Raw genomic sequence first — 20,005 nt, 5'->3', positions numbered from 1 at the left:
GATGTCTTTATCAAGGTCCAGCGCAAAAGTATAGTTTGCTCACACCAACCAACTTTGAAAGGAAACACATCATGAGCAAGACAGTCATCGTTACCGGCGCTTCCAGCGGCATCGGCTTTGCGGTTGCCGAGGCGTATTTGAAGCGCGGCTACAACGTGGTCGGCAACGCACGCACCATCGAGCGCCTGAAGGAAGCGGCGGACAAGTTGGGCAACCCGTCCAATTTCGTGCTGGTGCCGGGTGATATCGCCAAGGCGGCGACCGCCAAGGCGCTGTTTGCCCGCGCGGTGGAGGCGTTCGGCAAGGTGGATATCCTGATCAACAACGCCGGCATCTTCATCGCCAAGCCGGTGACCGATTACACCGAAGACGACCTGGAGCAACTGCTGGACACCAACCTGAAGGGCGTGTTCTTCCCGTCGCAGGAAGCGGCAGCGCACATGGGCGCCAACAAGTCGGGTCACATCGTCAACATCACCGCCAGCATTGCGATGCAGCCGAATGTGAAAGTGCCGGCGCTGCTGCCGGTGCTGATCAAGGGCGGCCTGAATCACGCCACGCGCGGCCTGGCGATCGAGCTGGCGGCGTCCAACGTCAAGGTCAATGCGGTGGCGCCGGGCATCATCGCCACGCCGATGCATAGCCAGGACGAGGCCACACAGTCGTTCTTCCGAACGCTGGCGCCATCGGGCACCACGGGTGTCACCGACGATATTGTCAACGCCGTCATGTACCTGACCGAATCCAGCTTCACCAGCGGCACCATTCTACCGGTCGATGGCGGCGCCACCGCCGGCACCTGGTAAATCAAAGGAGAATCACCATGCCATATGTAAATATCCGCGTCACCAATGAAGGCGTGACGGCTGAACAGAAACAGCAATTGATCGAAGGTTCGACCGATCTGCTGCAACGCGTGTTGAACAAGGACCCTGCCACCACCTTTGTCATCATCGACGAGGTGGAGACCGATAACTGGGGCGTCAACCGCGAAAACATCACCACGCGCCGCCAACGCGAGAAGGCGGTGAAATGAAGCTGCTGTACGTGGGTGATCCCATGTGCTCGTGGTGCTATGGCTTCGGCAAGGAAATGACCGCGCTGATGGCCATGCACCCGGGGCTGGAGTTGCAGATCATCGTCGGCGGCTTGCGAGCCGGCGGGACTGAAGTGCTGGATCAGGCGGGCAAGCAGTTCCGCCTGACGCACTGGGCACGCGTGGAAGCCGCCAGCGGTCTGCCGTTCAATCGCGAGGCGCTGATGGCGCGCGAGAACTTTGTCTACGATACCGAGCCGGTGTGTCGCGCAGTGGTGGCGGCGCGGCGGCTGGCGCCGCAGGCGGACCTGCTGGCCGTATTCCGCGCCTTGCAGCACGCGTTTTATGCCGATGGGCTGGATACGACCGACGGCAGGGTACTGTCCGCAGTCGTGGCCGCGCAGCTGGGTATCGACGTGGAAACCGTGCTGCGCACCTGGCAGGACGGCGTAACCATCGCACAGGCCAGCGCCGACTTTGCCCATGCCCGCGCGCTGGGCGTACGCAGCTTTCCGGCCTTGCTGCTGGAGCGCGATGACGGCGTTGTCGAAATCAGCGGCGGCTATGCGCAGGCGGCGCAACTCGACCGGCAGTTGCGGCTGGCGTCAGAGACGTAGCGAGGCCTCGTGCATGCTGACGTGCGGCGCCGGTGTTCGTGCAGATCGCAGAGATGGTGCGTTTCATCACGCTGCGCCGGCGCCGTTTGCACTAAGCTGAAAGCTGTGCTGATCGGTGGAGCGGGCAATGACTTTGGCGACAGATCAAAAAAACGATGACAGCGGGCTATCGCCAACCTCTAAGGCCATGCTCGCCATGCGCAAAGAGGTGTTTGGCCTTTGGGAAACGCATGTGCGCGACCATATCGATGAGGCGGAGGCTGTGTCCGGCCCGATCCTGATCAATACCTTGCCGGCGTTTTATGACAATATCGCCGAGGCATTGACGCCGTCCTATCCGCGCGAACATGGCGCCAGCAACACGAACTCGATGTCCGCCCACGGCGGCGAGCGGGCGCGCATGACGACCTTCCGCGCCGACCAGATCATCCTCGAATACCAGCTGTTTCGCGATGCGATTGCACAGACGGCCAATCGCCTGGACGTACGCTTCTCCGCCGAGGAATGGCGTGTGGTGGAAGTCTCGATCGATACCGCAGTGCGCGATGCGATCCGGGAATTTGCCGTGATTCATGAGCGCATGCGCGAGCGCCTGGCTGCGACGCTGTCGCACGACATGCGCAATCCGCTGTCGCTGATCGTTACCGCCACCGAATTCATCGCCCGCAGTCCTGACATCGATGAGGCCCGCCGCATGGCCGTCAGGATTCAGGTGGGCGCCAAACGCATGCAGCTGATGCTGGCGCAACTGGTCGACGTGCTGACGTTTGAACGCGCCGCCAAGCTGCCGCTGGTCCTGACGGAATTCGATATCCGCGACCTGCTGGAGAGTACGGCGCAGCAGTTCAATATCGGCGGCGATGAGCGCATCAAGATCAGCGCCGGCTCGGTGGTGGGGCAGTGGTGCCGCAGTTCGCTATACCGCGCGCTGGAAAACCTGATCACCAATGCCATCAAGTATGGGGATGGCGGGGCGATCCGTATCAAGGCGGCCGCCGAGGGAGGGCGGCTCATGCTGAGCGTGCATAACACTGGACATCCGATAGACGAGGGCCAGCGCGAGCGCATCTTCGAGTATCTGCGGCGCGAGGGGCAGGGCGGGCTGACCGAAGGCTGGGGCATCGGCTTGCCGTATGTGCGCTCGGTTGCAGAAGGCCATGGCGGCAGCGTGGCGGTGGATAGCTCCGCCGCCACTGGCACCACTTTCATCATCGATATCCCGGTTGATTGTCGTCCCTATGTCAACGGCAGGCCGGACTGATCCGGCATTCTCCTACTTGCGGTCGGGCACTTGGCTGATCGCTGTCCGGCGCTACTTCGCTTACTATCCCCCCATAAGCCACGATGGCGGATGGGAGACGTGATGCCGCATGCAACAACGCAGCGTCGGATTTTGATCGTAGACGATAACCGCGATGCAGCCGATTTGCTCGCGCAAGTGCTGGCGCTGTATGGCCACGTTACGGAAGTTGCCTATGACGGGCATGCGGGACTGGCCGCAGTGGAGCGCTTTTGTCCGGACCTGCTGTTTCTAGATATCGGCATGCCGCAGCTCGACGGTTACCAGGTCGCCGCACGCATCCGGCAAATGCGCCATGTGCCGCAGCCCTTGCTGGTGGCCTTTACCGCATGGAGCGACGATGACGCCAAGGCGCGCGTGATTGCCGCCGGATTTGATCTTCACCTGACCAAACCGGCAGACTTCAATGTGTTGCTGGATACAGTGTTGAAGTCGCCGCCAGTCGCGTTATAGCCTGCTGATGGTTTCGACTTTGCCAAGCCGCCCCTGAGCGGTCGACAAGCGGAATTTCTCGCGACGGTCCCCCATCATGTTTTGCAATTCCTTGACCGGCAAGCCGGTCACCTCATGCATGCGGATCAGCAGCGAAGCGCCAACCGGCAAGCGGAGGTTGCGCACCTTGCTGATCATCGGCGCCGTCACCTCCAGCGTGCGCGCCAGCGCGGCGTCGTTCTTCAGGTTCAGCTTGTTGGAGATATTGTCGAGCAGCTGGTTGGGATTGTAGTGCGTTTGCATGAGGCCTCCGTTGGTGGAATCAGTTCCAGTAAAAATTCACTGTAATGGAAAAAATTTCTGCGGAGGCCGCTTTTCAATCGTGCTACGCAATCGATGAAAATACTTTCATTTTTCGCACAACCTGTCCACGACAAACTATTTTGCTGCCGCCGCCGCGCGCTTGCGCAAGGTGGTAACGGCGGTGCCGCCAACGCCCCAGTTGTCGGTCTCTACCTCATCAATGATGACGAAGGTGGTGGCCGGGTTCTTGTTCAGAACTTTTTGCAGCAGGTCGGTCACGCCCTGAATCAGCTCCTGCTTTTGCTCGGCAGTCGCGCCTTCATTGGTGATGCGGATATTTACGAATGGCATAGCTTTTCTCCTTGGTTAAAATCAGTTGACAGGGCCAGCAGCGCGCCGGCCAGCAGCAGGGCGGTCGAGACGCCCAGCGCAATGGTGATGCCCGACAGGATAGCAGCTGTGGCCGGCACCGCCACCAGCGCGCCATAGACGGCCACGCCCATCGCCCCGCCGACCTGGCGCGCCGTGTTCAGCACCGCCGACGCCGTGCCGCCCTGGCTGCGCTCCACCGAAGACAGGATGGCGGTGGTCATGGCCGGCACCGCCAGCCCCATGCCGGCCGGTATCAGCGCCAGGCCCGGCAACATGGCCCAGAAGCCGGCTGTTTCGGAGATGCCGAACACGGCCAGCAGCGTGTAGCCGCTGGCGCCGATCAGGCCGCCGACGATCATCGGCAGGCGCGAGCCAACTCGCGCTTGCAGCCAGCCGCTGGCGATGTTGGCGAACAGGAAGGTGCCGGTCAGTGGCAGGAAGATCAGGCCGGCGTCCAGCACCGGGAAGCCGCGCACTGTTTGCAGGTAAAAGCTGAGGATGAAGATCACGCCGTAGTAGGCGAAGTTGACGAACACGCCGAACAGTACGGCTGGCGTAAAGCCGGTCAGCTTGAATAATTGCAGCGGCAGCATAGGCGCTGCGCTGCGGCGCTCCACTTGCAGGAACAGCGCGCCGGCGATCAGCGCCACGGCGAAGGCGGCCAGCACGGCGGGATGCGTCAGGCCGAGGGCGTGCACTTCAATCACCGCGCCGATGAAGGCGGTCAGCGCGATCACGGCCAGGATCTGGCCCGGCACGTCGAAGTGGCGGGCCGGACCACTGTGGCGGATCGCCGGCACCACGCGCAGCGTCAGCCAGAAGCCGATGATGCAGATTGGAATATTCACCCAGAAAATGCTGCGCCAGCCAAATGCCGACATCAGCACGCCGCCCAGTACCGGCCCGGCCGCGATCGATACGCCGCCGGCCGCCGTCCACCAGGCGATGGCCTTGGCCAGCAGCTTGCGGTCATGCGCGTAGACGGCGTTGAGGATGGCGAGCGAACTCGGCACCAGCAAGGCCGCGCCGATGCCTTGGGCGGCGCGGGCCAGGTTGAGCGTCAGCGCATCCGGCGCCACGGCGCAGGCCAGCGACGCCAGCGTGAACAGCGCGAAACCGCCGAGGAACACGGCGCGCGCGCCGAAACGGTCGCCGATGGCGCCGGCCGACAGCAGGAACACGGCGAAACCCAGCGTGTAGGCATCCACCACCCATTGCAGCTGGCTGACGCCGGCCTGCAATTCGCGGCCGATCTCCGGCAGCGCGACGTTGACGATGGTGACGTCCAGCTGGACGATGATGAAGGCGAAGCTGCAAGCCAGCAGGATCGCCAAGGATGGTGTGGTTTTCATGATGCCGCTCCATGATTCGATGTTGGCAATATAGGCCAAATAATGCATCATGAAAAATGAATTATACTGAATCTGTGATTCTTAAATTGAGAACGACTATGGAACTCTCATCCCTGCGCATCTTTAAAACCGTGGCCGAGGAGGGCGGCGTGACTCAAGCCGCTACCCGGCTGAACCGTGTGCAATCCAACGTGTCCGCCCGCCTTACCCAGCTGGAGGAATCGCTCGGCGTTAACCTGTTCCATCGCTCCGGGCGGCGCATGCTGATTACCGAGGAGGGCGCCCGGCTGCTGGCTTACGCCGAGCGCCTGCTGCAATTGGCTGACGAGGCGCAGGAAGCGATGCGCGGCGATCGCCAGCCGTCCGGGCAATTGAAAATCGGCTCGATGGAAACCACAGCCGCCGCCCGTCTGCCGCAGGTGCTGGGGCAGTTTCACCGGCAGTATCCGCAGGTTGACCTGTTGCTGGATACCGGCCCGACCGATTACCTGCTGCAGGCAGTGCTGAATCACCGGGTCGATGTGGCGCTGGTGGCGGCGCCGGTCGAGCGCCCGGAGCTGATGCAATTGCCGGTATTTGATGAGGAATTGGTGCTGCTGACCGATAGCCTGCACGGCCCAGTCAAGTCGCCGGCCGATGTGGCAAGGCGCACGCTGCTGGGATTCCGTAGCGGCTGTTCCTACCGCCGACGGCTGGAGCGCTGGTTTGCCGAAGGCGGCGTATCACCTGCGCGGATTGCGGAATTCGGGACGTTCGAGGCCATCATCGGTTGCGTTGCGGCGGGGATGGGTGTGGCGATGATGCCGAGGGAAGTGCTGAAACAGCGCGAACTGGCGAAATCGGTACGCATCCATACGCTGCCGGCGGAAGTGGCGCGCGTGCAGACGATGCTGGTGTGGCGACGTGATATCGCCCAGCATGCCGCACGCGACGCCTTTGCCGCAACCTTCGGCGCCTTGAACACAGGCGCCGAAGGCTAGGACATTATTTGTTGGTGGTTGGCGTTGGTTCGGTGCTGTTGACCGGCGGCGTAGCTGGTGGCGGCGCGTTCGGGTCAGGCTGCGTGGTGGTGCCGCCGTCGGTGGCCGGCATATTGTTCACGGGTGGCGTGACTGGCGCCGGAGTGGCCGCTGGCGCTGGGGTCGCTTCCGGCACTGGAGGCGCATCCACTTCTTTCTTCTGGCAGCCGCTGATGATGGCAGCGGTGGCGATCAGGGCGCAAGCAAACTTACCGGTCAGATGAAACTGTTTCATATTGGACTCCTTCAGTTGGATGGCTTGAATTATCATCTTAGCCATTCCTGAGGTTGCGCCGTATCGGCGTGCTTGCAGTCGCTTTGTAGGACTACTGCCCGTGTGATGACCTCCGGTACAATATTGGCATTCTGTTCAATCCCGGGGGACTCATGCGTCATTACATCGCAGCCGCGCTGCTGACCTTTATCGTGGTGGGCGCAAGTGCCAGTGAGTCGGCCAGCGGCAGTTTTGTCGCCGGCAAAAGCTGCGAAGCGTATTCCTCTTTCGCCAAGCGCAGCAATCCCGGCGATATCAAGATCAGCGCCGGCACGTCCTACACCGTGCGCGAAATCAACAAGACTGACTTCGACTGGGTGCGCATCGAGGTGCCCGGCGCCGAGCCCAAACTGCGCTGGGTGCAGCGCGAATGCGGCAAGCCGGAACTGGAAGAGCGCGAGGAGCGCACGGCCGCGCGTGGCAACGGCGAAGTCTGCTCGTTGCCGAACCAGCAGGACAGCTACGTGCTGGCCATCACCTGGCAGCCGGGCTTCTGCGAACATGTCAGCTACAAGGGCAAGAAGCCGGAGTGCGACGCCATGAACGGCGGCACGCTGGCGGCAAAGAACCTGAGCCTGCACGGCCTGTGGCCGAACAAGAAGGAATGCGGCACCAACTACGGCAGTTGCAGCGGACAGCCTTTCGCGCTGAGCAAGGACACCATTGAGAAAGTCGCGCCATGGATGCCTAACTTCTACTACGAGCGCACCTTCGGCGCCTACGAGTGGAACAAGCATGGCAAATGCCAGTCGCTGCCGCCGGACGACTACTTCATCAAGGCGGTATCGGCGGTGCGCGTGGTGAATGAATCGGAAGTCGGCAAGATCGTGTTGGGCAGCACTGGCAAGAGCTTCCGCGTCAACGACTTCTTCGAGCGCGTCAAGGCGCGCTATGGCGACAAGGTCGCCAACACGATTACGCTGGTTTGTACGCAGCGTAAATACCTGCAAGAGATCCGCGTGTCGCTGGCGCTGGACTTCGCCACCGACCGCGACCTGCCGCAGATGGTGGCCAACGCCAAGCCGGCGGCCAGCCGCACCGCCAACTGCGCCGACGAGATCTATGTCGAGGCAGCTGGCAGGTAGCGGCGATCAGGCTGCGAAGCCGCCGTCGATCACCAGATCGGCACCGGTGACGAAGCCGGCTTCAGGGCTGGCCAGGTAAGACACCATCGCTGCCACTTCGTCGGCCGTGCCGTGGCGTTTCAGTGCCATCAGGTCGTGCAGGGCGGCGCCGAAATCGCCGTCGGCAGGGTTCATATCGGTATCGATCGGGCCGGGAGCGATATTGTTGACCGTGATGTTGCGCGCGCCCAGGTCGCGCGCCATGCCCTTGACCAGGCCGACCAGCGCCGACTTGCTCATCGCGTAGGCTGCGCCGCCTTCAAACGGCATGCGCTGCGCATTGACGCTGCCGATGTTGATGATGCGGCCGCCGTCCTTCATATGCTTTGCCGCTGCCTGCGAGGCCACGAACACGCCGCGCACATTGACTGCCACCGTGCGGTCGAAGTCTTCCAGCGAAAACTGGTCGGTAGGACCGAGCAGCAGCACGCCAGCGCTGTTGACCAGGATGTCCAGACGGCCGTAGCGGTCGGCAACGCTGTCGATGGCCTTGGTCAGCGAGGCGGCGTCGGAGGCATCGGCCTTGATGGCGATCGCTTCGCCGCCGGCAGCCTTGATTTCTTCTACCAGCGCTTCTGCGGCGATGGCCGAGGCAGCGTAGCCGATGGCGACTTTCGCGCCTTCGCTGGCCAGGCGGCGTGCCGAAGCGGCGCCGATGCCACGCGAACCGCCGTTGATGAAAGCGACTTTACCGTTGAGTTTGGTGGTGTTCATGATGTGTTTCCTTTCGATGTGGTTGGTTGATGAACACAGTATGGTCTGCCGCACTTGATCCCGGTAGTCATAAAATAACGTGTACAGTTTCAACCATTGGTATAAGATGGTGGCATGCTCACTGAATTAAGCAGTTATCTCGACGCCTTCATCGCCTCCGCTGACGAGGGCAGTTTCTCCGCAGCCGCGCGCCGGCTGGGGCTGACGCCGGCCGCAGTCAGCAAAAGCGTCAATCGGCTAGAGTTGCGGCTGGGCGTGAGATTGTTCCAGCGCAGCACCCGCAGCCTGGCGCTGACCACCGACGGCGAGCGCCTGTACGGCCAGGTGCGGCTGCCGTGGAATGAGATCGGCGATGCGCTGACGGATCTGCGCCAAGGCGCGGGCAAGCCAGCCGGCACGCTCAAGGTGGCGTTGGCGCATACCGTGGGCCGCACCTATTTCGTGCCGTTGCTGGATGAGTTCACGCGCCGCTATCCGGACGTGGTGCCCGATCTGTATTTTGATAATCGCCAGGTAGACTTGGTGGCGCAGGGTTTTGATGTCGCCATCGGCGGTGGCATCGAGCTGACCGACGCGCTGATCGCACGCGAGCTGGCGCGCATGCATATTGTGCTGGTGGCGTCGCCGTCCTATCTGAAAGCGCATCCGGCGCCATCGCAGCCGCAGGAACTGGCGCGCCATCGCGGCCTGTTGCGGCGTTCACTAAGCACCGGCCGGCTGGTGCCGTGGACTTTGAAGAATAGCGCCGGCCAGGAAGTGGTGGCGAGTGTGCGTCCTGTGGCAGTGATGGACGACCCGGAAGCGTTGGCGCGCGGCGCCGCCAGCGGCATGGGCATCGCCATGCTGCCGTTGGCGCACGCCTTGCCCTTGCTCGATGGCGGAGAGCTGCTGCCGGTGCTGCCGGACTGGTATGCTGAAACGCGGCCGCTGTCGATCTACTACTCCAGCCGCAAGCTGGTGCCGGCCAAGGTAAGGGTATTTGTTGACTATATGGTGGAGCAGTTCCGTGCCAGTGGCCATGCGGCGCGCTTCCACCGAAACTAGGACAGGAGATGCATCGATGAAGTTCAAGCTGGGATTGGTGGCGTTGTTATTGGCGGGGCAGGCATTTGCAGGCGTGAGCATCACGCCGGATAACGCAAAATTGCAGTACACCGGCCGCATTGATTTTGCCGACCGCGCGCGGCCGATGATGTCCTGGCCCGGTACCAGCATCGAGGGGAATTTCACCGGCGGCAGCCTGGCGGTCAAGCTGGACGACCAGCAGGGCAAGAACTTCTTCAATGTCTTCATCGACGGTGACTACGCCAGGCCGGTGGTCATTGAAGCAAAGCAGGGCAGCGGCGTCTATCCTGTCGTCAGCGGCTTGAAGGCGGGCGCGCACAGCTTCCTCATCACCAAGCGCACCGAGGGCGAGGAAGGCGGCACCTTCTTTCAGGGGCTGGAGCTGGCGGACGACGGCGTGCTGCTGCCGCCGCCACCGCGCAAGAAACGCCATATTGAATTCTTCGGCGACTCGATCACCACCGGCATGGGTAACGAGTCGCCGGACGATGGCCCGGACGACCGTCTGCGCGACAAGAACAATTTCATGTCCTACTCGTCGATCACGGCGCGCGCGCTGGATGCGGAGGCGCACATCATCTCGCAAAGCGGCATTGGCGTGATGGTCAGCTGGTTCCCGTTCACCATGCCGGACTTCTACGACCAGCTTAGCGCGGTCGGCAACAACGACAGCCATTGGAACTTCAAGTCATGGACGCCGGACGTCGTGGTCATCAACCTGTTCCAGAATGACCGCTGGCTGATCGATCGCGAGAAGCGCCTGTCGCCTATGCCGACTGATGCGCAGCGCATCCAGGCCTACCGCACTTTTGTGCAAAAGATCCGCGTGCTGTATCCGAACGCCTACATCGTTTGCGCGCTGGGCAGCATGGACGCGGTGCAGGAAGGCTCCAGGTGGCCCGGCTACGTGCGCACAGCGGTCGACGAAATGCAGCAGCTGGGCGATCAGCGCATCGACACCATCGTCTTCCCATGGAACGGTTTCGGTGGCCACCCGCGCGTCCAGCAGCATCAGGCCAACGCCGCGCTGCTGACTGCCTTCATCAGGCAGAAGATGGGCTGGTAAAAAGACAGGGGACAGCTGGCGCGCGGGCGCGGTAGACTGAGGTTTTCCAATCGGGAGGCCGCGATGAGCGAACAGTGCCAGCATTTCAACCAGATTCATACGCATCACGCCAACACCAACGGCTGCGAGGAATGCCTGAAGACTGGCGACCGCTGGGTGCATTTGCGCGTTTGCCTGAGCTGTGGCCACGTAGGCTGTTGCGACCAGTCGCCCAATCGCCATGCCACCAAACATTTCCATGCCACCGACCACGCCATGATGCGTTCCGGCGAGCCGGGTGAAACGTGGGGCTGGTGCTATGTCGACCGCGAGATGTTCGACCCGATTTGATGATTGTGCTGATTTCGTCATTCTTTGCGCGGCGCTGAAACAAGACGCCAGCGGCGCCGGGACGTACATTATTGGCTAAACATTCACCAAGAGGGTACGTATGCATCGCCGACAGATATTGCAGGGCGCCGCCGGTCTGGGACTGGTTTCCGGCTGGAGCGTTCAGGCCCACGCCGCCAGCGCCGCCAAGGGTGCGATTCCCGCCACCGCCCAGCCTTTGCCGCTTTCGTCGGTGCGCCTGCTGCCTTCGGTGTATGCGGATGCGGTGCAGGCCAACCAGGCCTACCTGCTGCGTCTGAGTGCCGACCGGTTCCTGCATAACTACCACCGCTTCGCCGGCCTGCCGACCAAGGGTGCCATCTATGGCGGCTGGGAGTCGGACACCATCGCCGGCGAAGCACTGGGTCACTACCTGTCCGCCCTGGCGCTGATGCACGCGCAGACCGGCGCGCCGGCGCTGAAGCCACGCATCGACTACATCGTGGCCGAACTGGCGCGCGTGCAGCAGGCACAAGGTGACGGCTATATCGCCGGCTTTATGCGCAAGCGCAAGGATGGCAAGGTAGTCGACGGCAAGGAGATCTTCCCTGAAATCATGCGCGGCGAGATCCGCTCGGCAGGCTTTGACCTGAATGGCTGCTGGGTGCCGCTGTATAACTGGCACAAGGTGTTCGCCGGCCTGTTCGATGCGCAGACCTATGCCGGCAATGAGCAGGCGCTGCAAGTGGCTATCGGCCTTGCGGGCTATATCGACAAGGTGTTTGCCGCGCTGAATGACGAGCAGGTGCAGCAGGTTTTGAACTGCGAGCATGGCGGCATCAACGAAAGCTTTGCCGAGCTGTATGCGCGTACGCAGGACAAACGCTGGCTGGCGCTGGCGCAGCGGCTGTATCACACCAAGGTGCTGCTGCCGCTGACGCAGGGCCGCGATGAACTGGCCAACCTGCACTCCAACACGCAGATTCCGAAGCTGATCGGCCTCGCGCGGCTGCACGAGCTGACTGGCCGCGAGAGCGACGCCACCGCTGTCGACTTCTTCTGGAAACGCGTGACGCAGCATCACAGCTACGTCATCGGCGGCAACGGCGACCGCGAATACTTCTCGGCGCCGGACAGCATCGCCGCGCACATCACCGAGCAGACCTGCGAAGCCTGCTGCAGCTACAACATGCTGAAGATGACGCGCCATCTGTACAGCTGGGCGCCAGACGCCGCTTATTTCGATTACTACGAGCGCACGCACCTGAACCACATTCTCTCTCATCAGAACCCGCGCACAGGCATGTTCACCTATATGACGCCGCTGATGTCCGGCGTCGCGCGTGAATATTCCAGCGAAGAGAATGACTTCTGGTGCTGTGTGTTGTCCGGCATGGAAAGCCACGCCAAGCATGGCGACTCAATCTATTGGGAGAATGGCGACACGCTGTTCGTCAACCTGTACATCCCATCGACGGTGGAGTGGAAGGGCGCCGGCGCCAGGCTGGAACTGAACACGCGCTATCCCTACGAAGGCGATATCGACCTGAAGGTGCGCGGCCTGGCGGGCCAGCGCCAGTTGACGGTCGCACTGCGGATTCCGGCGTGGGCCGGCAAGCACACGATACTGGTCAACGGCAAGCCGTATGCTGCGAGCACGGAAAAAGGCTATGCGCTGATCCGCCGCCGCTGGAAGGCCGGCGACACGGTGCGCCTGTCGCTGCCACTGGCCCTGCGTCTGGAATCCACCGCCGGCAACGACAAGGTAGTGGCGCTGGTGCGTGGTCCGATGGTGTTGGCGGCAGACCTTGGCGCCTCAGATAAACCTTACAGTGGCGTGGCACCGGCGCTGGTTGGCGCCAACATCCTTGGTTCGTTCGCCGCGTCGGACAAGAACAAGGCGGCCTACCGCAGCGTGGGCAGCGGGAGGCCGGGCGACATGAAGTTCACGCCATTCTTCGCTTTGTACGAGCGGCGCGCTGCGGTGTATTTCAACGCTTATACGGAGGCGGAATGGGCCGCATCGGAAGTCGCCTTCCGCAAGGAAGAGGCGCGCCTGAAAGATCTGGCCGACCGCTCGGTGGATGTGATGCATCTCGGCGAAATGCAGCCGGAGCGCGATCATGACCTGCAATCGGATATTTCGTATCCGGTGTCCTACCGTGGCCGCAATGGCCGCGATGCGCGCACGGGTGGTTTCTTCAGCTTCCGCATGAAATGCACCGATGGCCCGCTGGTGCTGCAAGCCAGCTACTGGGGCGAGGAGCGCAACCGCGACTTCCACATCAGCATCGATGGTGAACGGATCGCACGCGTCAAGCTGGATGGCAGTAATCCGGGCGTGTTCATCGACCGCGAGTACCCGGTCCCGGAACGCCTCACCAGCGGCAAGGGCAGCGTGGTGGTACGCTTCGATCCGGAGCCGGGCCACACAGCGGGGCCGGTATTCGGCGTGCGCCTCTTCACCTCAGCGGTGCGCACCGCTTAAGGCTTTTTCACTGGCTTGCTCTTTGCCTCAAAACGGGTTTTATTGGCTTCGGCCAGCAACGCGCGGCAATCCACCGGATCCACTTTGCCGGTGTTGATCAACGGGATAACGGCAGCCAGCGGATTGATCGCGGTGGCCAGCGCCACGGCGGCGCCAGCCTTCAGCGCCAGCGGGCCTGCCTGCGGTCCGACTTTCGGTTCGGTGAACGTACCTTTAGCATACAGCGGCGTGCGCAGCGAGACGATGCGCACGCCTTTGGTTTGCGGCCGCACGTCCAGGTCCAGCGTTTCCTTCGACAGGTCGACATTGCCGTTGACGTTGATGACGGCTTCCTCCGTGTCGACCACGAAGCGGCGTGCGGTGGCTTTGCCGTGTTCCACCACAAAGTCGCCGGCCAGGCAGTTCAACTGGATCTGCTTGTCGCCAAACAGTTTGACGAATACCAGATTGGCGATGTTGAGGCCCGCTGCTTCCAGGATGAATTTGCTGACCGAACCTTCGCTGACGGTGGCGCCCAGTTCGCCGCTGGAGGTGGCCAGCATGCTTGACACGGAATTGCCTTTGCCGGCGAGGGCCGCATCGGCGCTGACTTCGCCGACGCTGGCCTGCATCGATTCCAGTTTCGGGAACAGCTGGTTGATCTTCAGGTGGCGCGCGGTCATGCGGACTTCGGCGTCGATCTGCTTCTGGCGGCCATCCAGCTTGACGTTGGAGGTGATGTCGCCGCCCGCCATGCCAAAGTTCAGCGGCGTCAGGGTCAGCACCTTGTTGTTCATCTTGATGTTGGCCTGAATGTCGTTGAGCGGAATGTCATGCGTGCGTATCAGCTTCTTGCCGGTGAACTTGACGTCGGCGTCCAGTGCGTCCCACTTGGCGGTGTTGAATTGTTCGACCGGCAGGGCCTTGTCTTCCGGCTGGTTCTGCGGCTTGTTGCGCTTGGCCTTGCTGGTATTGCTTTCGGCGCCGATGGTCGGGCCCAGGTCTTCCAGACGTAGCTGGCGCGACGTTACGGCGCCAGTCAGCAGCGGGCGTGGTTTGCGCGGGCTGTAGGTCAGCGTGCCTTCCAGGTCGCTGCCACCGACTGTGCCGGTGAAGTTCTTGTAGGTCCAGTTCCAGATGGCGTCGGATTTTTTGCCGATCAGGCGGCCGGTGGTGGCGTAAGGCGGCGTCTCCGGCAGCAGCACGCCGGTCAGCGGATACAGGTCGGCCATGCTGGCGCCGCCCAGCGACAGTTTCAGATCCAGGCCCGCAGGCGAACGCGGATCGGTGAGGACGCCTTCGACGGCGATCTTGTTCTTTGCCAGATTGGCGTTGGCCTGTATCGGGAAGTTGGTATGTTCATCGGTCAGCGCGAGCACCTTGCCGACCTTGCCGCCGCCAGTGACCGGCGCATTGCGGTAGCTGCCGCTGAGTTCCAGCTTGATGCCGTACTTTTGCGCGTCCGGACCTTCATTGATGCCTGTGGCCTTGGCACGCAGGTCCAGCTTGATGCCGTCGTCGATGTAACGCAGATCGCCTTCGCCCAGCGTCAGACGCTGAATGTCGACGTCCCACTCGGACGGTCCATTGTCCTTGAAGGTCCAGGTATTGCTGCCGTCGGCTCGGCGCTGCGCGGCCAGCACAATTTTCTCGACGGCGAGGTCGGTGATGGCGACTTCCTTGTGCAGCAGCGGCAGCGGATGCAGCGCGACAGTGATGTTGCCGGCGCTGGCCAGCTTCGGCCCTGCCGTAGTCCATGTCGGGTTGGCGATATAGACGTCATTGGCGCTGATGCGCGGGCGTGGCACGTAGCGGCGCCAGCCCGGTTCGGCGGCGTCGCCTTGTTCCCAGCGCACGCGCAAGTCGCCATTGATGGCGAACTCACGACCGATGGTGTCCGAGACGCGCTGGTTGATCCACGGGCGGGCGCGGTTCCAGTCGAACGTCAGCACGAAGATGACGATGGCGATCAGTACCAGCAGCAGCGTGGCAAACAAGCCAGCAATAATTTTGAGTGGGCGCGTTTTTTTCATGGATACCGATGCTACGCCTCGTGTGCCCTGGCTTATGTGCGCTACGCCACAGTAGGCTAAAAGCTGGCGTGCTTGCCGACTAGCCAGGCGTGCATCAGTTCGCGGTTTTCGCTGTTGTCTTCGTAGTGGAACTTGCCGGCGATTTGCGTGGCGACGGGCAGGCCGTCCTGGAACAGCACGCGGTTGCTGGCCAGCGCGGGAACCTTGTCGCCGGTGAGCAGGGTGCCGCACAGGTTGAGCGGATCAATGGCGGAGATGCAGACGTAGCTGCCGTCGTGCTGGCGGCGGCGCATCTCGCGCAGCAGGGGGATGGCTTCCGGCAGGGCGAATTGTTCGCCTGACAGGCCGGCGACAAAGCGGCCGCCACGAATTTCGCCGCGCGCTTCGAGACGGTGATAGACCGGCAGCAGCTCGCGCCAGCTTGGCATCCAGCCGGCTTCACGCTCCAGCAGGCGCCACATCATCACGCCGTAACGGCGCAGCAGCGTCATGGCGATGTGTTCCAGCGTGTCCGGATCGGTGCGCGGCTTGCGGCCAGGCTGCGACGCCGGCGCGGTCTCGCCGGCGCGGACGGTGATGGTCAGATTGTCGCCGCGCCGGACCAGCGCCCAGCGTCCGGCTTCCTCCATTGTCGGTCCGGCGCCACGCCGGCGGCGCTTGTCGTTGCTGGCGCGCTTGTTGGCTGGCACCAGCATCGCGCGCAGACCGGCGTAGCTATCGGCATTGACCAGGCCAGTGGCCACCAGTTCGCCCAGCGTGTTCTCCAACTCCACTGGCAGCAGGCGCGCGTCGTGCGACAGTTCATCGAAGAACATGGCGCCATCGCGCCGCAGCGTTTCCAGTACGCGTGCCGCGCGCGGCGATACCTCGACTTCGCCCGCCACCGCCGGCAGCGCGTGCCATAACGCCAGTTGGCGGCGCGGCAGCAGCACCAATGGCGTGCTGCGCACCGGTCCGCCGGCCGCGCTGGCGGGCGCTCCGACGCGTGTCCAGACGATCTTGCCGGCGCGGCACAGATCATCCAGCCATAGCGGCGAGTAGTCTTTCAGGCGCAAGGCCAGCAGGTCGCTCTCCCATGCGCCGGCGGCTGCTTCGTAGCCTTCCAGTTGCGCCAGCAGTTCGGGCAGCGCGTCCATGCCTTGTAGTCGCGCTTCCGGCGCCAGGTGCTGCCATTCGAACAGGAAGCGCATGAAATCCTGGCGCTCGACCGGCTCGACCTCGCGCCGCAGGTTGCGGATCGTGTAGCGATGGATGCGCGCCAGCAGGTGGCGCTCGCACCATTCTTCGGTGGTGGCGCCGGGCGTAAAGCGGCCACGCATCACATACCCTTCGCTTTCCAGCTGCGTTAGCGCGATGGTGACGGTGGAGGCGGGGAGCGCCAGCGGCGCGGCAATCGCCGGCACCGTCTGCGGGCCGACGCCACCCAGGCGCGCCCGCAGAATCTCGACCAGTGCCGCATCGCGCGTCCAGCCTTCGTCTCCTGGCGCACCACCAGTCGCTGCCTGGGCGGGCGCACCGTTCGCCACCTCGGCGGACGCGTGGCCGGCTGATTTGGCAGGCGGCGAGGCCGGTGACAGGGCCGGCGTCGCCGCCGCTGCCGGATAAGCCGCTTGTACGCAGGGCAGCCGTTCCAGCGCCGCCCACAGGTCGGCGCCGCTGGCCGCATCGCGCAAACGCGTGGCGCGGCCGCTGGCAGCAAGGCCATCGAGCCATGCCGGCCAGCCTTCTTCGCACGCCGCCTCTTCCGGCGTAATGCATGCCAGCGACATCAGCGCCTCGTGCATCTCGTCGCTGCTGCGCACTGACGGCCAGGCCTCCTCCGCCACCGCCGCAATCGCCCCGGCGTCGAGCGCGCCCAGATCATCGGTGGAGGCGGGATCGGTCCAGCGGCGATTCAACACCGCTTGCGTGCGGCGTTCCTCCAGCGGCGCATCGTCGAGGAAAGCGTAGGGCCGCGCATTCAGGATCTCCATCGCCAGCGGTGAGGGCGCCGGCAGGTCGCGTGCCAGCAGCCTGACGTCGCCGGCCTCCATGCGCCGCAACAGCGCCAGCCAGGTTTCACTGTCCATCGCCTCGTGCAGGCAGTCGTCCAGCGTTTGATCCACCAGCGGATGGCTGGGCAGCTCGCGTTCGCCAACGATGTTTTCCAGGCATGCCGCCTGATCGGGAAACACCGCAGCCAGCAAATCATCGCTTTTCATGCGTTGCAGTTGCGGCGCCACCTTGCGGCCGCCGCTAAAGCGCGGCAGGGCCAGCGCCGTCGTCGCATTCCATCGCCAGCGCACATTGAACAGCGGCGCATCCAGCAAGGCCTGAATCAGGATATGTTCCGCAGTATTCGAACGCAGATAGCGCCACACCTCGTCCAGCGGGAAACTGTGGCTCTCCGACAGCGACAGCACGATCGCATCTTCGGTGGCCGCCGCCTGCAATTCGAAATTGAACGTGCGGCAGAAGCGCTTGCGCAATGCCAGCCCCCAGGCGCGGTTCACCCGGCTGCCAAACGGCGAATGCACCACCAGCTGCATGCCGCCCGATTCGTCGAAGAAGCGCTCCATCACCAGTGTATCGCGCGTTGGCAGCGCGCCCAGCGCGGAGCGTGAACGCGCCATGTACTCGGCGATCTGGCGCGCGGCGTCATCGCGCAGGCCCAGATGCCCGGCCAGCCAGTCGACTACGCGTTCGATTGCCACCTCGCCATCGTCGCCGGCCAGCAGGCCGTCGATCTCGCCGCGCAAGCGCGCCACGCCGATCGACAGTTCATCCGTGCGCCCGGGCGCCTCGCCGATCCAGAACGGGATGTTGGGCGCCGCGCCGTGCGCGTCTTCGACCCGCACCTTGCCGGTGTCAATGCGCAGGATCCGGTACGAGGTATTCCCCAGCTGGAAAACGTCTCCCGCCAGGCTCTCCACCGCAAAGTCCTCGTGCACCGTGCCGATATTTTGTCCTTGTGGCTCCAGCAGTACCGTGTAGTCCGCGTTGTCCGGTATGGTCCCGCCGGACATCACCGCTGTCATCTTGCCGCCGCGCCGCCCGCGCAAGGTGCCGCTGATGGTATCCCGGTGCAGGTAGGAGCCGCGCACGCCCTGGCGGCTGGTATAGCCATCGGTCAGCATATGCAGCACCTCGTCATAGCGCTTTTGCTCCAGTTGCGCATAGGGCGACGCTTGCCGTATCAGCGCAAACAGTTCGTCTTCGCGCCATTCGCGGCAAGCCACTTCCGCCACGATCTGCTGCGCCAGCACGTCCAGCGGCGCTGGCGGAATGCGCACAGCATCCAGCTCATTGCGCCGCACGCAGTCCAGCAGCGCCGCGCATTCAACCAGGTCATCGCGCGAGGTCGGGAACAGCCGTCCCTTCGGCGTGCCGCCCACATGGTGGCCGGAGCGGCCGACGCGCTGCAGGAGCGAGGCAATGCTGCGCGGGGAGCCGATCTGGCACACCAGGTCCACATCGCCGATGTCGATGCCCAGTTCCAGCGAGGCGGTGGCGATCAGCACCTGCAATTCGCCACGCTTCAGGCGCTGCTCCGCGTCCAGCCGCGATTCCTTCGCCAGGCTGCCGTGGTGCGCCGCCACCAGGCCGGCGCCGAGGCGATCCGCCAGATGACGCGCCATGCGCTCGGCCATGCGCCGCGTGTTCACGAAGATCAGCGTGGTCTTGTGCATCACCGCCAGCTCGGCCAGGCGGTCGTAGACGCGCTCCCACACATCATTGGCCATCACCGCCTCCAGCGGCACCGGCGGCAGCTCAAGATTCAGGTCGCGCGCCCGCACATGGCCGACGTCCACCACCGCGCAGGCACGCCCGGTCCCGGCAAGAAATTGCGCCACCGCCGATATCGGCTTCTGCGTGGCGGACAGGCCAACCCGCACCGGCGGCTGCGCGCACAGGGCGTCCAGGCGCTCCAGGCTCAGGGCCAGATGGCTGCCACGCTTGCTGCCGGCCACCGCGTGGATCTCGTCGACGATCACCGTGCGCACGCCGGACAGCATGGCGCGGCCACTGTCCGAACCCAGCATCACGTATAAGGACTCCGGTGTCGAAACCAGGATATGCGGCGCGCGGCGGCGCATGGCGTTGCGTTCGGCCTGCGTGGTGTCACCGGTGCGCACGGCGGTGCGGATGCCGTGCGGCGGGTGGCCAAGCGCTTCCAGCTCGCGGCCGATGCCCTCAAGTGGCGCCAGCAGGTTGACGCGGATATCGTTGGACAGCGCCTTCAGCGGCGATACGTACAACACCCGGGTTTCGTCCGGCAGCGGCGCGTCGCGGCTCTCGCGCACCAGGGCGTCGATGGCGGCAAGGAAGGCGGTCAGCGTCTTGCCGGAGCCGGTTGGCGCGGCGATCAGCGTGGCGTTGCCGGATTGGATCAGCGGCCAGGCCTGGCGCTGAGCCTCCGTCGCGCCGGCAAAAGCCGCGCCAAACCAGGCCGAAACGGCGGGATGGAATGCATGCAGAGCGTCGGTCATGAAGGTCATGTTGGGGCAGGGCGCGTGAATCTCAACCATGCGCCGGAGGAACG

At 63.5% G+C, this 20,005-nt stretch carries 18 protein-coding genes; 11 read left to right on the top strand and 7 right to left on the bottom strand.

All coding sequences use genetic code 11. From position 1 onward, the window contains the following. Positions 1-71: 71 nt before the first annotated feature. The 5 genes from BLS51_RS03770 to BLS51_RS03750 all read left to right on the top strand — a co-directional run bounded on the left by BLS51_RS03770 (position 72) and on the right by BLS51_RS03750 (position 3,406). Positions 72-806, top strand: coding sequence for an SDR family NAD(P)-dependent oxidoreductase (locus tag BLS51_RS03770; protein WP_090178022.1), 735 nt, complete (start codon positions 72-74; stop codon positions 804-806). A gap of 17 nt (positions 807-823) precedes the next feature. Beyond that, positions 824-1,036, top strand: coding sequence for a 2-hydroxymuconate tautomerase family protein (locus BLS51_RS03765; protein WP_090178024.1), 213 nt, complete (start codon positions 824-826; stop codon positions 1,034-1,036). Next, on the top strand, positions 1,033-1,653 hold the full coding sequence (locus BLS51_RS03760; RefSeq protein WP_090178030.1) for a DsbA family protein: 621 nt from the start codon (positions 1,033-1,035) through the stop codon (positions 1,651-1,653). Before BLS51_RS03765 ends, BLS51_RS03760 begins: the two co-directional genes overlap by 4 nt. A 127-nt stretch (positions 1,654-1,780) precedes the next feature. Then, positions 1,781-2,914, top strand: coding sequence for a sensor histidine kinase (locus BLS51_RS03755; protein ID WP_090178034.1), 1,134 nt, complete (start codon positions 1,781-1,783; stop codon positions 2,912-2,914). A gap of 102 nt (positions 2,915-3,016) precedes the next feature. Continuing rightward, complete coding sequence (locus BLS51_RS03750) at positions 3,017-3,406, top strand: response regulator (RefSeq protein ID WP_175472508.1); 390 nt, start codon at positions 3,017-3,019, stop codon at positions 3,404-3,406. Here the strand turns inward: BLS51_RS03750 and BLS51_RS03745 are convergent. The 3 genes from BLS51_RS03745 to BLS51_RS03735 all read right to left on the bottom strand — a co-directional run bounded on the left by BLS51_RS03745 (position 3,401) and on the right by BLS51_RS03735 (position 5,412). After that, a complete protein-coding gene (locus BLS51_RS03745) occupies positions 3,401-3,688 on the bottom strand; it encodes a hypothetical protein (protein ID WP_090178040.1) in 288 nt (95 codons plus the stop codon). The genes BLS51_RS03750 and BLS51_RS03745 overlap by 6 nt on opposite strands. 135 nt (positions 3,689-3,823) lie before the next feature. Further along, complete coding sequence (locus BLS51_RS03740) at positions 3,824-4,039, bottom strand: tautomerase family protein (RefSeq protein WP_090178043.1); 216 nt, start codon at positions 4,037-4,039, stop codon at positions 3,824-3,826. Then, complete coding sequence (locus tag BLS51_RS03735) at positions 4,027-5,412, bottom strand: MFS transporter (RefSeq protein ID WP_090180670.1); 1,386 nt, start codon at positions 5,410-5,412, stop codon at positions 4,027-4,029. Before BLS51_RS03735 ends, BLS51_RS03740 begins: the two co-directional genes overlap by 13 nt. Positions 5,413-5,510: 98 nt before the next feature. Between BLS51_RS03735 and BLS51_RS03730 the strand changes: the two genes are divergently transcribed. Next, positions 5,511-6,392 (top strand): LysR family transcriptional regulator, encoded by an 882-nt coding sequence (locus BLS51_RS03730; protein WP_090178047.1) that lies wholly within the window; start codon positions 5,511-5,513, stop codon positions 6,390-6,392. A gap of 4 nt (positions 6,393-6,396) precedes the next feature. Here BLS51_RS03730 and BLS51_RS03725 read toward each other — a convergent pair whose 3' ends face one another. Further along, positions 6,397-6,666 carry a hypothetical protein gene (locus tag BLS51_RS03725; protein ID WP_139168638.1) on the bottom strand — a complete coding sequence of 90 codons (270 nt, stop codon included), beginning with the start codon at positions 6,664-6,666 and terminating at the stop codon, positions 6,397-6,399. Positions 6,667-6,818: 152 nt separating this feature from the next. Here BLS51_RS03725 and BLS51_RS03720 point away from each other — a divergent pair, with 152 nt between their 5' ends. Next, the gene (locus BLS51_RS03720) at positions 6,819-7,790 is read left to right on the top strand and encodes a ribonuclease T2 family protein (protein WP_090178055.1); all 972 of its coding nucleotides are present in this window, start codon (positions 6,819-6,821) and stop codon (positions 7,788-7,790) included. 6 nt (positions 7,791-7,796) lie between these two features. Here BLS51_RS03720 and BLS51_RS03715 read toward each other — a convergent pair whose 3' ends face one another. Then, the gene (locus BLS51_RS03715) at positions 7,797-8,543 is read right to left on the bottom strand and encodes a 3-oxoacyl-ACP reductase family protein (protein ID WP_090178059.1); all 747 of its coding nucleotides are present in this window, start codon (positions 8,541-8,543) and stop codon (positions 7,797-7,799) included. A gap of 114 nt (positions 8,544-8,657) precedes the next feature. Between BLS51_RS03715 and BLS51_RS03710 the strand changes: the two genes are divergently transcribed. From BLS51_RS03710 to BLS51_RS03695, 4 genes are all read left to right on the top strand, one after another. After that, positions 8,658-9,587 (top strand): LysR family transcriptional regulator, encoded by a 930-nt coding sequence (locus BLS51_RS03710; protein ID WP_090178062.1) that lies wholly within the window; start codon positions 8,658-8,660, stop codon positions 9,585-9,587. Positions 9,588-9,603: 16 nt separating this feature from the next. Continuing rightward, positions 9,604-10,674, top strand: coding sequence for an SGNH/GDSL hydrolase family protein (locus BLS51_RS03705; RefSeq protein WP_090178066.1), 1,071 nt, complete (start codon positions 9,604-9,606; stop codon positions 10,672-10,674). Between the two features lie 63 nt (positions 10,675-10,737). Continuing rightward, the gene (locus tag BLS51_RS03700; protein ID WP_090178069.1) at positions 10,738-11,004 is read left to right on the top strand and encodes a UBP-type zinc finger domain-containing protein; all 267 of its coding nucleotides are present in this window, start codon (positions 10,738-10,740) and stop codon (positions 11,002-11,004) included. 100 nt (positions 11,005-11,104) lie between these two features. After that, positions 11,105-13,471 (top strand): glycoside hydrolase family 127 protein, encoded by a 2,367-nt coding sequence (locus tag BLS51_RS03695; protein WP_175472507.1) that lies wholly within the window; start codon positions 11,105-11,107, stop codon positions 13,469-13,471. On the opposite strand, the gene BLS51_RS03690 is transcribed toward BLS51_RS03695, so the two are convergent. Together BLS51_RS03690 and BLS51_RS03685 are read right to left on the bottom strand one after the other, a co-directional pair. Further along, positions 13,468-15,483, bottom strand: a complete 2,016-nt coding sequence (locus BLS51_RS03690; protein WP_090178077.1) for an AsmA family protein — start codon at positions 15,481-15,483, stop codon at positions 13,468-13,470. The two genes, BLS51_RS03695 and BLS51_RS03690, sit on opposite strands and share 4 nt — an antisense overlap. 56 nt (positions 15,484-15,539) lie before the next feature. Continuing rightward, positions 15,540-19,952 carry a DEAD/DEAH box helicase gene (locus BLS51_RS03685; protein ID WP_175472506.1) on the bottom strand — a complete coding sequence of 1,471 codons (4,413 nt, stop codon included), beginning with the start codon at positions 19,950-19,952 and terminating at the stop codon, positions 15,540-15,542. Positions 19,953-20,005: the final 53 nt, after the last annotated feature.

Source organism: Duganella sp. OV510 (genome assembly GCF_900100205.1).
GTDB lineage: Bacteria > Pseudomonadota > Gammaproteobacteria > Burkholderiales > Burkholderiaceae_D > Rugamonas.
Note: the sequence above shows the minus strand (reverse complement) of the source record. Positions and strands in the feature narration are given on the sequence as shown.

Excerpts from the sequence above, each read along its gene's own strand:
- BLS51_RS03770 (WP_090178022.1), top strand. The coding sequence starts at position 72 with ATGAGCAAGACAGTCATCGTTACCGGCGCTTCCAGCGGCATCGGCTTT.
- BLS51_RS03765 (WP_090178024.1), top strand. The coding sequence starts at position 824 with ATGCCATATGTAAATATCCGCGTCACCAATGAAGGCGTGACGGCTGAA.
- BLS51_RS03760 (WP_090178030.1), top strand. The coding sequence starts at position 1,033 with ATGAAGCTGCTGTACGTGGGTGATCCCATGTGCTCGTGGTGCTATGGC.
- BLS51_RS03755 (WP_090178034.1), top strand. The coding sequence starts at position 1,781 with ATGACTTTGGCGACAGATCAAAAAAACGATGACAGCGGGCTATCGCCA.
- BLS51_RS03750 (WP_175472508.1), top strand. The coding sequence starts at position 3,017 with ATGCCGCATGCAACAACGCAGCGTCGGATTTTGATCGTAGACGATAAC.
- BLS51_RS03745 (WP_090178040.1), bottom strand. The coding sequence starts at position 3,688 with ATGCAAACGCACTACAATCCCAACCAGCTGCTCGACAATATCTCCAAC.
- BLS51_RS03740 (WP_090178043.1), bottom strand. The coding sequence starts at position 4,039 with ATGCCATTCGTAAATATCCGCATCACCAATGAAGGCGCGACTGCCGAG.
- BLS51_RS03735 (WP_090180670.1), bottom strand. The coding sequence starts at position 5,412 with ATGAAAACCACACCATCCTTGGCGATCCTGCTGGCTTGCAGCTTCGCC.
- BLS51_RS03730 (WP_090178047.1), top strand. The coding sequence starts at position 5,511 with ATGGAACTCTCATCCCTGCGCATCTTTAAAACCGTGGCCGAGGAGGGC.
- BLS51_RS03725 (WP_139168638.1), bottom strand. The coding sequence starts at position 6,666 with ATGAAACAGTTTCATCTGACCGGTAAGTTTGCTTGCGCCCTGATCGCC.
- BLS51_RS03720 (WP_090178055.1), top strand. The coding sequence starts at position 6,819 with ATGCGTCATTACATCGCAGCCGCGCTGCTGACCTTTATCGTGGTGGGC.
- BLS51_RS03715 (WP_090178059.1), bottom strand. The coding sequence starts at position 8,543 with ATGAACACCACCAAACTCAACGGTAAAGTCGCTTTCATCAACGGCGGT.
- BLS51_RS03710 (WP_090178062.1), top strand. The coding sequence starts at position 8,658 with ATGCTCACTGAATTAAGCAGTTATCTCGACGCCTTCATCGCCTCCGCT.
- BLS51_RS03705 (WP_090178066.1), top strand. The coding sequence starts at position 9,604 with ATGAAGTTCAAGCTGGGATTGGTGGCGTTGTTATTGGCGGGGCAGGCA.
- BLS51_RS03700 (WP_090178069.1), top strand. The coding sequence starts at position 10,738 with ATGAGCGAACAGTGCCAGCATTTCAACCAGATTCATACGCATCACGCC.
- BLS51_RS03695 (WP_175472507.1), top strand. The coding sequence starts at position 11,105 with ATGCATCGCCGACAGATATTGCAGGGCGCCGCCGGTCTGGGACTGGTT.
- BLS51_RS03690 (WP_090178077.1), bottom strand. The coding sequence starts at position 15,483 with ATGAAAAAAACGCGCCCACTCAAAATTATTGCTGGCTTGTTTGCCACG.
- BLS51_RS03685 (WP_175472506.1), bottom strand. The coding sequence starts at position 19,952 with ATGACCGACGCTCTGCATGCATTCCATCCCGCCGTTTCGGCCTGGTTT.